A 15,268-nucleotide genomic window follows, 5' to 3' on the forward strand; every position below is an offset into this window, starting at 1 on the left:
AAGGTGATCAACTGGAACCAGTTGATCGAGCGTGACGATCTCAAGTGCGGTTTGTTCAGGGCCGGCTCGCTTCAACATCACCCACTGAATCACAACCCCCCAACTCTCGCCAGGGGTTTGTCAGCAGTCTGAGCCCGCCGGATGGCGGGCTTTTTGCTTGCTCGCGGAGGTGGAGCTACTTGCGCAGCTCGGCCTCGATGTCGTCGAGCGCCTTGTCCTTGCCGATGCCGGTCAGGAAGGCGAGCCCCTTGATGACAGGGACAGTCACCGACGCCGAAATGGGCGTGGTCGACACGATGAGGTCGACATTGTCGGCGAGGCTCGGCACTTCGGTCGCCTTGCACTGCATGGCGTTGAAGATCAGCCCGCGCGATTTCATGGCTTCGGTGACGGTGGCGTTGACCGCCGTCGAGGTGGCGACGCCGGTGCCACAGGCAAAGAGAACGGTCTTCTGTTTGGCCATCGAGTAAATCCCTTCCTATGGCTAGCCGAGCACTGCGCCGATGTCTTCGATCGACCTGGCGTTGCTGAGGCTGGCAAGCGCCGCCTCGCTCTGGATGGTGTCCATGATTTCCTGAAGCATATCTATCTGCTTGTCCTTGTCGTTGATGGCAAGCAGGAACACGTAGCCGACCGGCACCGCCTCGTCGGGATCTTCCATGTTGGCGAAGTCCACCGGCTTTCGCAGCACGGCCAGCGCGATCCCCGGTTTCAGGACATGCTCCGGGTCGGTGTGCGGAATGGCGACATTGAGGGCGTAGCCGAGCGGCAGGCCGGTCGGCATCGTCGCCTCGCGCTTTACCACGGCGCCCGAATAGGATGGCCGGACATAGCCGAGCGCCTCGAGCTTGCCGGCCAGCAGGCGGATGACCGCTTCGTTGTCTTGTGCCTCGACCCCCAGGGCAATGGCTTGGGGATCGAGAAAGTTCATCAGGGCTCGCGCCATTCAACTACTCCAGTGTCCGAAACCGGCGGCACGCGCCGCCGGTCCGGGTTTTCGATGTCAGGCGTGTGCCGAAGCCTTGGCGCGGACGGCAGGGGCTGCCTGCTCGGCTTCGTCCTCGGCACCCGCCGCGCGTTCCCATGCCGCGCTGTTGCGGCGGTAGAGGACGAACAGCAGGGCAATCACCGCCGCGAGCAGAACTAGGCCGGCGATGGCGAGGCCCTGGATCGCTTCGATGATCACGTAGGGGATCCACAGGAAGCCGTCGACGACAGAGGTGATCTGCACCGCATTGGCCGGCATCTGGAAGCCCGACGAGACGGCAGCACTAGTGAACAGCGGCGCCAGCGCGTTGGCGACGTAGAAGCCGAGCGCCAGCGTGACGGTGCCGACGATGACCATGCGGAAGACGTTGCCCTTGAGCAGCGGCGCGGTCATGGCGACAATGAACGGAATGACTGCAAGATCGGCGAACAGGATGACGCGGTTGCCGGGCAGGATGACCGACAGCACGATGGCGATCGGTACCAGGATCAGCGACGACGAGATGGCGGCGGGGTGACCGATCAGGATCGCCGAGTCGAGGCCGACGAGCAGCTCACGGTCACCGGTGCGCTTGCGGACGAATTCCTGGGCGGCGTCCGAAACTGGCAGCAGGCCTTCCATCAGCACCTTCACCATGCGCGGCAGAAGCAGCATCACAGCAGCCAGCGTCATGCCCGTCGTCAGCACCTTGGACAGCACGGTGCCGAAATCGCCGGCGTTGTAGTACGCGATCACACCAAGCACGAGGCCGATGATCAGGCCGAGCACGACCGGCTCACCGAACACGCCGAAGCGCTTCTCGATGGTCTCGGTCGAGATATTGATCCTGTTGATGCCAGGAATGCGGTCCATGATCCAGTTCAGCACGATGGCGATGGGCAGGATCTGCGCCGAGGCCAGATGCGGCACCGACACACCGGGAATGCCGTAGAACTGCTGCACCGCGCGTGCCGACCAGTCGGCGAACAGCAGCGCAAGCGCTGCGACGAGCGCTGCGACCGCCAAGCCGTAGCCGAGGCTGCCGGTAGCGGCGGTGGCCAGCGAACCGACGAAGGCAAAGTGCCAGAAATTCCAGACGTCGACGTTGAGCGTGCGCGTCAGTCGCAAAAGCAGCAGCGCGATGTTGACGGCAATACCGATCGGAATGACCCACAGGCCGACCGACGAGCCGAAGGCAATGGCGGCAGCCGACGGCCAGCCGACATCGACGATGTCGCGCTGGATGCCGGTGTTGGTGACGATCGCCTTGGCGACGTCGCCGATCGAGCCGAGCATCAGCCCAAGCACCAGGTTGATGCCGATGAAGGCGACACCGATGGTGATGGCGGCGCGGAACGCCTTGCCCACCTTGGCGCCGAGAACCACAGCGATGATGAAAATGACGATGGGCAACAGTACCGTTGCTCCAAGCGTGTCCACGGCCGCTTTCAGGCCGGTCAGAAACGAATCCATGTTGCCTCCCCAAGGCGTCTAAGTTGCTCCAGGCACATCCCTTGCCTAGAACATTTGTGTTTTACGGCATACGAAAGTTGCATCGTTTACAAAAACTGTCAATCTACCCATGCGGTCCCGACGGCCCAACGGGCGGGCAAATCGGCCACAGTCGCAGTCAATTCGCAATTGCCCGACCGACGATGTCGGCCGGCAAAGCCTTGCCTTGAAAGCAAAATCGGGCGATTGAAGGCTGCGGACTGAGGAGAGGATTCTTTCATGACGACTTCGCGCAAAATTGCTTCGGCCGGAGTGCTTGCCTTGCTTGCGGCCGCCATTGCCGGCTGTTCGACCAGCGGCGGCGGATCTTCGGGCGGCGGTGGCGTGAGGCCAGCGCCGACGGGTGTGGAAGGTGCCTGGCTCGACGCCAAGGGCACTGGGCTCTCCACCTTTGCCGCCGGCTCGTTCCAGACGGTCGCGACCGACACCGGCCAGAAGCTCTCGGATGGTACCTACATCCTGACTGGCGCCAACTCGGTCCAGATCAACGGCACGTCGCTGATCCGCCAGTCGCCGATCAGCTTCAACTGCCTGCTGATCTCGGCCAACCAGCTCAACTGCACCAGCTCGGCCGGCCAGCAATTCACCCTGACCCGGCGTACCGCCTGACGGCATTCCAAGCCCGCTTCGGCGGGCACGGCATCTCCTTTCAGGCTTCCGGCGCGGCCGGAAGCCATGCCCGGCAAGTAAGCCGGCTTTTCGTTTCCGATTCTCCCTTGCATCCGAAAATTCGGAATGTGAACATGGCGCCAAGGAATGTGTAACATTCCGATCAAGCGAAGACGCTAAACGTCTCGCGGGGGTCATTCGGGAGATTTCATCATGAAAAGATTGGCTGCCATTGCGGCTTTGTCGGCCTCGGCATTCGGCTATTCCGCCGCGCCGTCATTCGCCGACTATACGTTGACCATCATGCATATCAATGACTGGCACAGCCGCATTGAGAGCAACAACAAGTTTGAATCGACCTGCTCCGCCGAAGAAGAGGGCAAAGGCGAGTGCATCGGCGGTGCCGCGCGCCTGGTCACGGCGATTGCCGAACAGCGCAAGAAACTCGAAGGCCAGAACGTTCTCTTGCTCAATGGCGGTGACAACTTCCAGGGCTCTTTGTTCTACACCACCTACAAGGGCGCGGTTGAAGCCGAATTCCTCAACCAGATGAAGTTCGACGCCATGACCGTGGGCAACCACGAGTTCGACGACGGCGAAGAAGCGCTGGTGCCTTTCCTCGAGAAGATCCAGTTCCCGGTTCTCTCGGCCAACGTCCACCCGAATGCCCAGTCCAAGGTCGGCGACCGCATCAAGCCGTCACTGGTGCTCGAGGTCGGCGGCCAGAAGATAGGCATCATCGGCGCCGTCACCACCGATACCCCGGAAATCGCCTCGCCCGGCCCGAACATCGCCATCGAAGACGACATCAAGACGATCACCGCCGAAGTCGAGAAGCTGAAGGCCGAGGGCGTCAACAAGATCATCGCGCTGACCCATGTCGGCTATCCCCGCGACAAGGAACTGATCGCCAAGATTCCCGGCGTCGACGTTGTCGTCGGCGGCCACTCGCATTCTCTGTTGTCGAACACCGACGCCAAGGCTGAGGGCCCCTACCCGACGATGATCGACAACCCCGAGGGCTACAAGGTTCCGGTCACCCAGGCCGCGTCCTACTCCAAATATCTCGGCGAGTTCACCGTCACCTTCGACGACAACGGCGTGGTCAAGGGAGCCAAGGGCGACCCGATCTATCTCGACAACTCGGTCAAGCCGGACGAGGCGGTTCTCGCCCGCATCAAGGAACTCGGCGCGCCGATCGAAGAGCTGAAGAACAAGGAAGTCGCCGAGGCCACCGACCTGATCGACGGCAGCCGCGATAATTGCCGTGCCCGCGAATGTGCGATGGGCAACCTGATCTCCGACGCCATCCTCGACCGGGTCAAGGACCAGGGCGTCACCATCGTCTTCCAGAACGGCGGCGGCATCCGCGCCTCGATCGACAAGGGCGTGGTGACGATGGGCGAAGTTCTCACCGTGTTGCCGTTCCAGAACACGCTCGCCACTTTCCAGCTCTCCGGCAAGGACATCGTCGCCTCGCTCGAGGCAGGCGTCAGCGAGATCGAGGAAGGCAAGGGCAAGTTTCCGCAGGTCGCCGGCCTGAAATACTCCTTCGACAAATCGGTCGCCGCCAATGCCGGCCGCATCAAATCGGTCGAGGTGATGGACGGCGGCGCCTGGAAGCCGATCGACGAAGCCAAGGTCTATACGGTCGCGACCAACAACTACGTCCGCCAGGGCGGCGACGGCTACAAGCTGTTCGCGTCGAACGCCACCAACGCCTACGACTATGGTCCGAGCCTCGAACAGGTCGTTGCCGACTATCTCGGCAAGAACCGTCCGTTCACGCCCAAGCTCGACGGCCGCATCACCGAGATCGCCGCGACCGTTGCCGCAGCGCCTGCTGCCGAGCCGGCCAAGCCGGCTGAAGCCGCCCCCGCGGCAACGACCGAAGCCACACCGGCAACGCCTGCGCTGCCGAGCGCCTCGGGCGAGATCGCCGGCACGCCTCCGACAGTCGAGCCAGCCAAGCCTGCCGAGGCAACTGCACCCGCTGCGGCGTCACCGGCTGCCGCCGGCAAGTCGCACACCATTGCCCGCGGCGACACCTTCTGGGATCTGGCCAAAACCTATCTCGGTGACGCGACCAAGTGGCAGGCGATTGCCGCGGCCAACCCGGACGCCAAGGCCGAGGACCTGCATATCGGCGGAACGCTTTCGATCCCGTCGGCAAACTGAACAGGGCCACTTGCTTAAGACAAACCCGCCCGGCATGCCGGGCGGGTTATTAGATTCCGGGCAGGAGAATCGGGCAATAGGGCAGTAAGCAATAAGGTACTGGGGCGACAAAACCCTACTCCCAGCTGCCCTGTTGCCCTATTCCCTTGCAGGGTGCGGCCAGACGCGACATTGAATGCCCACCCCATTCAATTAGGTATCCCGCGTAACGGAGACACCGAATGAACCTGACGACCACAATCGACGAGACATCGGCCAAGGCACTGGGCGCGTTTCCAAACGGTCATCCGGCGGTGCGCAAGGGCAAGGTCGGCGTTCTCCTGGTCAATCTCGGCACGCCCGACGGCACCGACAAGAAGTCGATGTGGCGCTATCTCCGCGAATTCCTGTCCGACCCGCGCGTCATCGAGATGCCCAGGGTGCTTTGGTATCCCATCCTCTACGGCATCGTTCTCAACACGCGGCCGAAGAAGTCGGGCGAGAACTACAAGAAGATCTGGAACACCGATCGCGATGAGTCGCCGTTGCGCACCTTCACCCGCGCCCAGGGCGAGAAGCTGGCAGAAGCGCTCAGCGACCTGCCTGACGTCGTCGTCGACTGGGCCATGCGCTACGGCAACCCGTCGACCGAGAGCGTCGTCAAGAAGCTGATCGCCCAGGGCTGTGACCGCATCGTCATGTTCCCGCTCTATCCGCAGTTTTCGGCAACGACGACGGCGACCGCCAGCGACCAGCTGTTCCGCGCGCTGATGAAGATCCGCGCCATGCCGTCGATCCGCACGGTTCCCGCCTATTATGACGAGCCGGTCTATATCGAAGCGCTGGCCCGCTCGATCGAGCAGCACCTGGCCAAGCTCGACTTCGAACCGGAGGTCATCCTCGCCTCCTATCACGGCATCCCGAAGCCCTATTTCGAGAGGGGCGACCCCTATCACTGCCATTGCGTGAAGACGACACGGCTGCTGCGCGAGCGGCTGGCGATGAGCGACAAGAAGCTGATGACCACCTTCCAGTCGCGCTTCGGTGCGCAGGAATGGCTGCAGCCTTACACCGACAAGACCGTCGAGCGGCTGGCCAAGGAGGGCGTCAAGTCGATCGCCATCGTCAACCCCGGCTTCTCGTCCGACTGCATCGAGACGCTGGAGGAGATCGCCGGCGAAAACGCCGAGATCTTCCACCATGCCGGCGGCAAGAATTTTTCCCACATCCCTTGCCTCAACGACAGTCCGGAAGGCATGGCGGTGATCGAGACGATCACGCGTCGCGAGCTCATGGGCTGGGTCTAACCGCCGGCGGCGGAACCTCCATCGGTGCGCGGCGTTGACCACGGGCCAGGGAGATCCGCCCGTCTATGACCCGCAAGCTTGACCTCAGGACCGGACGGCCCGTCTGGCACGCCTACCGCGCACCGTCCGTGCCGACAGGTAAGCTCACCCGCGACATCAGGACCGACGTAGCCATCGTCGGCATGGGCATCAGCGGCGCATTGATCGCCGAAGCCCTGACCGATGCTGGCCATGCTGTCGTCTGCATCGACAGGCGCGGACCGCTCCTCGGCTCGACTGCGGCGACCACCGCACTCGTCCAGTTCGAGATCGATCAACCGCTGTCGAAACTCGCCGGCAGCATCGGCCGTGAACAGGCCGAACGTGCCTGGCGACGTTCGCGTCTTGCGGTGTTGAACCTCAGGACGCGCGTCGGCGAACTTGGCATCCGTTGCAACATGGAAACCAGGTCTTCGCTCTATCTTGCCGGCGATGTTCTGGATGCGCCGGCATTGCGCGACGAGGCAGAAGCCCGGCGCCTTGCCGGCATTCACGCCACCTATCTTGCCGCATCCGAACTGCAAGACCAGTGCGGCATCCGACGCCAGGGCGCCATCCTGAGCCACGACAATCTGGCACTCGACCCGAGAAAGCTGACCGCCGGGCTGTTGCACAGGGCGCTGGAGTGCAAGGCACGCTTCTACGCCCCCGTCGAGGCTGTCTCCATCCAGACCGGACGCGAAGAGGCGGTGGTGGTGACGGCGGAAGGCCCGACGATTACGGCCGGCCATGTCGTGCTGGCGACCGGCTACGAACTCGTCGCCAACCTGATACCCGCCACCGACCACAAGATCATCTCGACCTGGGCGATCGCAACAAAACCACAAAGGCAGGCGCTTTGGCCGGGCAGGCATCTGATCTGGGAGGCCTCCGACCCCTATCTTTACTTGCGCGCGACGGCGGACGGTCGGGTGATCTGTGGCGGCGAGGACGAGGATTTCGCCGATGAGGTTCGGCGCGACGCGCTGATCGCCGAAAAATCGGATCGCATTTCGGCGAAGCTGAAGCGGCTTTTCCCGCGACTCGATGCCAAACCGGCATTCGCCTGGGCCGGTTCGTTCGGGACCACGCCGACCGGCCTGCCCTATATCGGCACCATTCCCGGCCACCCGCGCATCCATGCAGCCATGGGTTATGGCGGCAATGGCATCACCTATTCACGCATCGCGGCGGAGATCGTCAGCGCCGGCATTTCCGGCCACCGGGATGCCGACGCCGACCTGTTCGCCTTCCCACGCTAAGCCGGACGACATTTCCGGCTTGCTGTGTTGTATCGCCGCTGAAACGCCCTTAAGTCTTCAACGCATGTGGCGCGACTTGTGAATCGCGCACTCAACTTGCGGGGGAGTTTCGCATGGGCTTCAGCGGCTTCGATATCGTCATCCCGGTACTTGTCGTTCTCGTGCTCCTGGTGCTGTTCGCCGGCATCAAGACGATTCCCCAAGGTTACAACTACACTGTCGAGCGTTTCGGTCGTTACACCCGGACGCTGACGCCCGGCCTCAACCTGATCATCCCCTTCATCGACCGCATCGGCGCCAAGATGAACATGATGGAGCAGGTGCTCGACGTGCCGACGCAAGAGATCATCACCAAGGACAATGCGATGGTCGCCGTCGACGGCGTTGCTTTCTATCAGGTGTTGAACGCGCCGCAGGCGGCCTATCAGGTCGCCGGCCTGCAGAACGCCATTCTCAACCTGACCATGACCAACATCCGCACCGTGATGGGTTCGATGGATCTCGACGAGTTGCTGTCGAACCGCGACGCCATCAACGAGCGCCTGCTGCGCGTCGTCGACGAAGCGGCACACCCCTGGGGCATCAAGATCACCCGCGTCGAGATCAAGGACATCAATCCGCCGGCGAATCTGATCGAATCGATGGGTCGCCAGATGATGGCCGAACGCAACAAGCGCGCCCAGATTCTCGAAGCCGAGGGCATGAAGCAGGCGCAGGTGCTGGAAGCAGAGGGCCGCAAGGAAGCCGCCTTCCGCGACGCCGAGGCGCGTGAACGCTCCGCCGAGGCCGAGGCACGCGCCACCCAGGTGGTTTCGGAAGCCATCGCCAAGGGCGACGTCCAGGCGATCAACTACTTCGTCGCGCTGAAGTACACCGAGGCGCTGGCCAAGGTTGGAACAGCCAACAACAGCAAGCTTGTCCTGATGCCGATGGAGGCGTCGTCGCTGATCGGCACACTTGGCGGTATCGGTGAGATCGCCAAGGAAGTCTTCCGCGACGGCGGCACGGCAGGCGGGCAGCGCCAGGCCTCCCGGCCACCGAGGATTCCGCCCGAGCAGGGCTGAGCCTCTGACCGGACGAGGTGAATTGAGGAACCGCACATGATCGCAAGCATCGTTGCCGAACTCGGTCCCTGGAACTGGATGCTGCTCGGCTTCATCCTGCTGTGTCTGGAAATCTTTGCGCCGGGCGTATTCCTGCTGTGGATCGGCATCGCCGCGCTGATCGTCGGCTCGGCGTCGCTGCTGCTCTGGGACGCGGCGTTCTGGACCTGGCAGGTGCAGGTCCTGATTTTCCTGGTGCTCTCGCTTGCCTCCGCCTATGTCGGCAAGAAGCTCGTTCGCGACCGCGAACAGGCATCCGACCAGCCCCTTCTGAACAATCGTGGCGCCCAGATGATCGGCCGCACGGCAACGCTGGCCGAACCGATCAGGGAAGGCCGTGGCCGCATCAAGCTCGGCGACACGACTTGGCGGGTCTCCGGCCCCGATCTGCCCGCCGGCGCGCAGGTGCGTGTCATAGGCGCTGCCGACACCGACCTGGAACTGGTGGTGGAGCCGGTCTGAGGCAAGCTCTCCTGATCGCTTGAGCGGCACCTCGCCAGCCCCCTGGAGCATCCCTTTGACTTGACCACATGACTACGCTCAATTATTAGATTGATCAATCTAATAATAAACGAGAGCGCGGATGCGCAAGGTCGACCCAGAAAAGTTCGAGGCAAAAAAGCAGCAGATCCTGACTGCGGCGATCACCTGTTTTACCCGGAAAGGTTTTCACGGCACCTCGACCGCGGAAATCTGCGCCGAAGCAGGCATGAGCCCCGGCAACCTGTTTCACTACTATCCGACCAAGCACGCCATCATCGCGGCAATCGTCGAGCAGGATCGCCGCGAGACGGCGGCCTATTTCGCACAGATCGACAACAGCCAGGACCTGTTCGGCGAGATCCTCAAATTCATGGACATCGTGCTCGAACTGGCCGCCGACCCGGCCTATTCGAGCCTCGCACTCGAAATCGCGGCGGAGGCGATGCGCGACCGGCAGATCGCAGCCCTCGTCACGGCCCATGACGCCGAAATGCGCACAGCACTCGCCCTGATCCTGCGCGATGCCGCCGCGCGCGGCGAGATCGGGCCGGGGCTCGATCCTGCCGACGGCGCCCAATGGATCTCCGCGCTCATCGACGGCGTGTTCGGCCGCGTCGCCGTCGACCCCGGCTTCAAGCCGCTCGAGCAAAAGAAGACATTGCATCTGCTGTTGACCCGCTTTCTCAGGCCGGGAGCAACTACATAGGCGAGACAGACGGGCACAGGCCGGCAAGGCTTGCCCCGGAAATCCTGGAAACCAGAACCAGCAAAGGATGCTGCGGCTCGCAGCGAAACTGTCATGAACACCTTGCGCCTTGCCAGGACACGCGCCCCATTTGCCGGGCTGCAGCTGGCCAGTATCTTCTTCAGCCTGGGCAATGCAATCACCGCCATCGTCTATCCCTGGCTGGTCTACGACCTCACCGGCAGCGCCAGCTGGATGGGCATCGTCGCCTTCGTGACACTCGCTCCGGCTATTCTCGGCAGCGCGTTTGGCGGCCCTGTCGCCGAAAGACTCGGCATCCGCCAGACCGCCATGATCGCTGTCGGGCTCGGCTGCGCAGCGTCGATTGCCGCCGCCCTGCTTTACGGCTTCGGCATGCTGACCATCGGTGCACTCGTCGCGCTTGCCTTGCTCGGCGCCATATTCGACGGCCCCGGCAGCGTCGCGATCGAATCCCGCGTTCCCGAAATCGCGCGTCTGGCGCGCATGCCGCTGCTGCGCGCCAATGCCATCGACGACCTTGTCGACAACGGCGCCGCCATCGTCGGGCCGGCGATCGCTGCCTTGCTGGTGGCGATCGTCGAGACCTCTACGCTGTTGTGGATCATCGCCGCACTCAACATCGTGACCGCATTGATGACCGCGCTCAGCCTGCCCCAGTTCCGCCTGCGGCAGATGTCCTCAACCGCGTCCACTGAACTGGCTGGCGCGATGCGCATCATCTTCGGATCGGTCCGCCTGCGGACGGCCCTGCTGCTGGCAAGCCTTGGCACCGGCACCTTCGTCGCACTCGAAAATGTTGCCCTGCCGGCAATTCTGCGCGCCGAAGGGCAGTCGGCTTCGACATTGGGGCTCTATCTCACCGCCGCCGCGGCCGGTGCCATAGCGGTCAACCTTGCAATGGCCGTAATCGGCGGTCGGCCCGCCTTGCGCAGTGTCTTCGTTGCCGCCTTCGTCGGCCTGGCCGCCGGCGTCATCATGCTCGTGATCGACCGCGCGGTGCCCACGCTGATTGCATCAGGTGCAGTTCTCGGCATCGCCGCCGGCCCGCTCTCGCCTGTTTTCACCACCCTGTTGCAGACCAGTGCGCCGAAGAACCTGCGCGCCCATGTCATCGGCGCATCGATCGGAATGATCCTCGTCACGGCCCCGCTTGCCGCTCTCGTTGTCGGTGCCGCGCTGGATCTGTTCGGCCCGACAGCTGTTCTATCGGCATGCGCGGCCATGCTTGCCGCCTGCGCGGTCATCGGCGCGCTCGCCCTCGGTCCGGACGAAGCTGAGTAGGGGGCCGTCAGGCAGTTGGCAGCAGGGCGCCGGTCAGGCGGCGCCAACCCGGAGCAGATCGTGGAAGTGGATGATGCCGACAGGCTTGTCGCCTTCGACCACCGGGATGGCGCTGATGTTGTGCTCGTTGAGCATTGCCGTCGCAGTGCCCGCCAGCATCTGCGGCGGCACCGTCTTGGGCTGTCGGGTCATGATGTCCTCGACATTGGTCTCGGCGAGATTTCGATCGAGATTGCGCGCCAGGTCACCGTCGGTGACGATGCCGGCCAGCCGGCCCTGCTCGTCGACGACAACGACGCAACCGAAACGCTTCTTGGACAGTGTCTTTACTGCCTCCGGCATCTTGGTGCCGACGGCGACGATCGGCATTTCCTCGCCCTTGTGCATCAGGTCGCCGACCGGCATCAGGCTCGCGCCGAGCTGGCCGCCGGGATGGAAGGTGCGGAAATGATCGGCAGTGAAGCCGCGCGCCTCGAGCAAAGCCACGGCCAGCGCGTCGCCGACGACGAGTTGCAGCAGCGTCGACGTCGTCGGCGCAAGACCGTGCGGACAGGCTTCCGGCGCCCGGGGCAATGACAGGACGACGTCGGCCTGACGCGCCAAGGCGGACGTATCGCCGGCCGTCAGCGCAATCAGCGGGATCGAAAAGCGCCTCGAATAGGCAACGATACCCTTGAGCTCTGCTGTTTCACCCGACCAGGAGAGTGCGACGATCGCGTCTTCCCTGGTGATCATGCCGAGATCGCCGTGAATGGCTTCCGAAGGATGGACGAAATAGGCCGGAGTCCCGGTGGAGGCGAAGGTCGCCGCCAGCTTGGAGCCGATATGCCCACTTTTGCCGACGCCGGTGATGATCGCCCGGCCGCTGAGCTGGCCCAGGATCGAGACAGCCCTGGCGAATGGCTCGGCGAGCGGGCCTTCAAGCGCTGCGACAAGCGCGGCGATGCCGGCCTGCTCGATGGTGACGGTGCGGAGCGCGGAGGCGATCGACGCCTGCCCGTCCGGCTCTTTTTTCAGCGATCCAGCGTGCATGGCGCATGCGTTAGCGCGTCGGCGTGCGGCTGTCCATGATTATCCGCCCAAAACGAGGCCTCTCAGGGCGTGCGGGAAACGCTCCGTTAACCATGGCGATTTACCAGTTGGTAAGTGCGACGCCCTTGCGTCGGCGAAGCAGTGGGAAAGATGGCGCAGATCAGGCCGGAGCAACGGACACAGACCACGGCACTCCGCATCTTGCTGGCGACGGCAAGCGTGGCGACGTTGCTGTGCGCCGCACCGCTGCATGCCCAGGAAACCGCCTTGCGCGGACCGGTCAGCGAAGACGACATCAACAACACCCTGCGGCTTTACAAAAGGCGCCCTGCGGCCGAGCAGGCGCAGGACCAGGCACCGGCCTACCAGCCGGTCAGCCCCGGCGCGATTCCAACCCAGGCTGACGCTGAGGCCACCGATTTGTTCAGCGAACCGCCCAACGCCGACGGCACATCGGCCGGCTCCTTGCCATCCGCCCGTCCGCCCACGACCGCGCGCCAGCGCGCCCGCGAGGCACGTGAGCGGCCGGCCGGCACCGCCGCGCCGACGGCTGCCGAGCGGCCAGCAGTGCCGGCAGCCGACGAAGAGCTGACCACCGGCACCGTGCGCCAGGGCACCGTCGATTCCGAAACGGAGATCGAGAACGGACCCGAAGCCGAGCGCCAGCGCGCCATCGAAGGCCGCAGGCCTCAGCCGGATGCGAACCCGTTCGAGCCGACTGGCATCCGTTTCGGCACCTTCGTTCTGAAGCCGAGCCTTGAACAGGGCGTCACCGCGACGTCGAATGCGGATTCCAGCTTTAACGGAAAGTCGGCCGTTCTGTCCGAGACGACTCTCAGGCTGAACGCCGCGTCCGATTGGGAAAGCCATTCGGCGACCATCGACGCCTATGGCAACTACCGAAAATCCATCTCCGGCCAGGAGGTCAAGGATCTCAGCGGCGGCATCGACGGGCGGCTGCAGCTCGATCTCGCCGACGACATGCGCGCATTGGCGCGGCTCGGCTACAGCATGCGCCCGGAATCGACGTCGTCGCCCGTGGTCATCTCCGGCACCGCCGAGCGGCCGACCCTGCACACGCTGAACGGCGCGCTGGGTGTCGAAAAGGCCGTCGGCAAGTTCCGCTTCGGAGTGACCGGCGAAGCTGTCGACGAAAGCTACAGCGACGCCGAACTGACCGACGGCACCACGCTCTCACAGAAGGACCGCGACTCCAGACTCTATACCGGCAAGGTCCGCGTCGGCTACGAGGTCTCACCGGCGTTGACGCCCTTTGGCGAGGTCGAATTCGGCCGCCGGGTCTATGACCTGCGCTTCGACACCGCCGGTTTCGAGCGCTCGTCCAAGCGTACCGGCGCCCGCGCCGGCGTCGAGATCGACATGGGCGAAAAATTCGGCGGCGAGATTTCGGCCGGCTGGATTTCGGAGGATTTCGACGACGACCGGCTGAAGACGGTTTCCGCCGCGACGATTGCCGCTGATCTCAGATGGTCGCCGATGCGCGGCACGATCGTCGGCCTGACCGGCGAAACCCTGGTCGAAGGTTCGACCACTGCCGGCGACAGCGGTTCGGTGCTCTACAACGGCCGCCTCAGCGTCGAACGGCAGATCCGTTCCAACCTGACTGCATTCCTCGCCGGCGGCGTCGGCTACCGCGACTATGCCAGCTCGAACGACCACGAGCTGAGGCTCAGCGCCGAAGCGGGCCTGACCTGGTGGCTCAACCGCTACGCCGGCCTGACCGGCAAGCTGCGCCATGAGACCTTCGACAGCACCTTGCCGTTCCGCGACGCCAAGACCAACAGCGTCTTCGTCGGGTTGAAAATCCAGCGCTAACCTGCTTGGGGCAAACCGCCGATCGCGGCGGCTGCGGCCCTCAAGGCCGTCTCCCCCTGCCCCGCATAGACCTCGCTCATGATCAGCTCGGCAAGCGGCAGACGGCATCCCCAGCCATGGCGCTCGAGATCGGGCTTGTCGGCGAATTCGCTGACGTGGCCGACGCAGAGATAGGCCACCGGCACGACGTGATCGGGAATGCCTAGCAACTGCTTCAGCGCCTCGCGATCGAGGATGCTGACCCAGCCGACGCCTATGCCCTCGGCACGCGCGGCGAGCCAGAAATTCTGAACCGCGCAGACGGTGCTGAAGAGGTCCATCTCGGGATTGTGCCATCGCCCGAGCGGAGAGTTTGCCGAACGGCTGCGGTCGCAGGTGATGACCAGGTTGAGCGGGCTTTCGCAGATGCCTTCGAGCTTGAGCTTGCGGTACAGCTCCCGCCGCTCCTCGGCGATCTCAGGCAGTTCCTGCTGCCGCGCCGCAAAGAACAGGTCGCGGACCCGCTCGCGTCGTTCGCGATCTCTGATGACGATGAAGTTCCACGGCTGCATGAAGCCGACCGACGGCGCGTGATGGGCAGCCAGCAGCAGCCGCGCCAGCACATCGTCGTCGATCGGATCAGGCAGAAAATGGCTGCGAACGTCGCGGCGCGTGAAGATGGCGCGGTAAACGGCATCCTGTGCGGCGATATCGAAACAGCCTGAAGCGGCCTTCAACTGGTCAGCAAGCATCGCATATCCCCTGGCGAGCATGTCGGTTCCCTCCGCCTGACCATGCGGAGGTCGATGTCTGCCGGGCCGGTCTTCTGGCTCGAGTTCAACCCGTCTGCGGCGCCTTCCCGTTGGATGAACAGTGGCCTCTGCCGATACGGTCCCTCTTACAGCGTTGGGCACGCCACGGATTTGCACCGTGTTCCCGATTCTCCCGCATCGCTGCGGGCACCTGGCAGGGTATTTCTAGCGGCAGCAGCGGCC

Annotated in this window: 14 protein-coding genes and 1 riboswitch; of the genes, 9 read left to right on the forward strand and 5 right to left on the reverse strand. The window is 63.7% G+C overall.

All coding sequences use genetic code 11. The features are described 5' to 3' along the window. Positions 1–175: 175 nt before the first annotated feature. From HNQ95_RS23435 to HNQ95_RS23445, 3 genes are read right to left on the reverse strand one after another with little or no spacing between them, the layout of a single operon-like run. Positions 176–463 carry a PTS sugar transporter subunit IIB gene (locus HNQ95_RS23435; RefSeq protein ID WP_067958390.1) on the reverse strand — a complete coding sequence of 96 codons (288 nt, stop codon included), beginning with the start codon at positions 461–463 and terminating at the stop codon, positions 176–178. Positions 464–484: 21 nt separating this feature from the next. After that, the gene (locus HNQ95_RS23440) at positions 485–946 is read right to left on the reverse strand and encodes a PTS sugar transporter subunit IIA (protein WP_182575417.1); all 462 of its coding nucleotides are present in this window, start codon (positions 944–946) and stop codon (positions 485–487) included. 57 nt (positions 947–1,003) lie between these two features. Then, positions 1,004–2,440 (reverse strand): PTS galactitol transporter subunit IIC, encoded by a 1,437-nt coding sequence (locus HNQ95_RS23445; protein WP_067958385.1) that lies wholly within the window; start codon positions 2,438–2,440, stop codon positions 1,004–1,006. Between the two features lie 258 nt (positions 2,441–2,698). On the opposite strand from HNQ95_RS23445, the gene omp10 reads away from it, so the two are divergent. From omp10 to HNQ95_RS23485, 8 genes are all read left to right on the forward strand, one after another. Continuing rightward, a complete protein-coding gene (omp10, locus tag HNQ95_RS23450) occupies positions 2,699–3,088 on the forward strand; it encodes an outer membrane lipoprotein Omp10 (RefSeq protein ID WP_067958382.1) in 390 nt (129 codons plus the stop codon). Between the two features lie 213 nt (positions 3,089–3,301). After that, positions 3,302–5,266, forward strand: a complete 1,965-nt coding sequence (locus HNQ95_RS23455) for a 5'-nucleotidase C-terminal domain-containing protein (protein WP_067958378.1) — start codon at positions 3,302–3,304, stop codon at positions 5,264–5,266. 221 nt (positions 5,267–5,487) lie between these two features. After that, positions 5,488–6,552 (forward strand): ferrochelatase, encoded by a 1,065-nt coding sequence (gene hemH, locus HNQ95_RS23460; RefSeq protein WP_182575416.1) that lies wholly within the window; start codon positions 5,488–5,490, stop codon positions 6,550–6,552. 65 nt (positions 6,553–6,617) lie between these two features. Next, positions 6,618–7,832 carry an NAD(P)/FAD-dependent oxidoreductase gene (locus HNQ95_RS23465; RefSeq protein WP_182575415.1) on the forward strand — a complete coding sequence of 405 codons (1,215 nt, stop codon included), beginning with the start codon at positions 6,618–6,620 and terminating at the stop codon, positions 7,830–7,832. Between the two features lie 113 nt (positions 7,833–7,945). Then, positions 7,946–8,896 carry an SPFH domain-containing protein gene (locus HNQ95_RS23470; RefSeq protein ID WP_067958370.1) on the forward strand — a complete coding sequence of 317 codons (951 nt, stop codon included), beginning with the start codon at positions 7,946–7,948 and terminating at the stop codon, positions 8,894–8,896. Positions 8,897–8,932: 36 nt separating this feature from the next. Next, positions 8,933–9,397, forward strand: a complete 465-nt coding sequence (locus tag HNQ95_RS23475) for an NfeD family protein (RefSeq protein WP_067958367.1) — start codon at positions 8,933–8,935, stop codon at positions 9,395–9,397. A 121-nt stretch (positions 9,398–9,518) separates the two neighbouring features. Continuing rightward, positions 9,519–10,124 carry a TetR/AcrR family transcriptional regulator gene (locus tag HNQ95_RS23480; protein WP_182575414.1) on the forward strand — a complete coding sequence of 202 codons (606 nt, stop codon included), beginning with the start codon at positions 9,519–9,521 and terminating at the stop codon, positions 10,122–10,124. Between the two features lie 93 nt (positions 10,125–10,217). Then, positions 10,218–11,426 (forward strand): MFS transporter, encoded by a 1,209-nt coding sequence (locus HNQ95_RS23485; protein WP_154387493.1) that lies wholly within the window; start codon positions 10,218–10,220, stop codon positions 11,424–11,426. A gap of 33 nt (positions 11,427–11,459) precedes the next feature. Here HNQ95_RS23485 and HNQ95_RS23490 read toward each other — a convergent pair whose 3' ends face one another. After that, positions 11,460–12,458, reverse strand: a complete 999-nt coding sequence (locus tag HNQ95_RS23490; protein WP_067958356.1) for a KpsF/GutQ family sugar-phosphate isomerase — start codon at positions 12,456–12,458, stop codon at positions 11,460–11,462. 150 nt (positions 12,459–12,608) lie between these two features. Here HNQ95_RS23490 and HNQ95_RS23495 point away from each other — a divergent pair, with 150 nt between their 5' ends. Further along, complete coding sequence (locus HNQ95_RS23495; protein WP_067958352.1) at positions 12,609–14,294, forward strand: outer membrane beta-barrel protein; 1,686 nt, start codon at positions 12,609–12,611, stop codon at positions 14,292–14,294. On the opposite strand, the gene bluB is transcribed toward HNQ95_RS23495, so the two are convergent. Continuing rightward, on the reverse strand, positions 14,291–15,046 hold the full coding sequence (gene bluB, locus HNQ95_RS23500) for a 5,6-dimethylbenzimidazole synthase (protein ID WP_376769270.1): 756 nt from the start codon (positions 15,044–15,046) through the stop codon (positions 14,291–14,293). The two genes, HNQ95_RS23495 and bluB, sit on opposite strands and share 4 nt — an antisense overlap. 26 nt (positions 15,047–15,072) lie before the next feature. After that, positions 15,073–15,255, reverse strand: a riboswitch (cobalamin riboswitch). Positions 15,256–15,268 lie beyond the last annotated feature (13 nt).

This window comes from Aminobacter ciceronei (assembly GCF_014138625.1).
In the GTDB taxonomy this organism is placed as follows: domain Bacteria; phylum Pseudomonadota; class Alphaproteobacteria; order Rhizobiales; family Rhizobiaceae; genus Aminobacter; species Aminobacter ciceronei.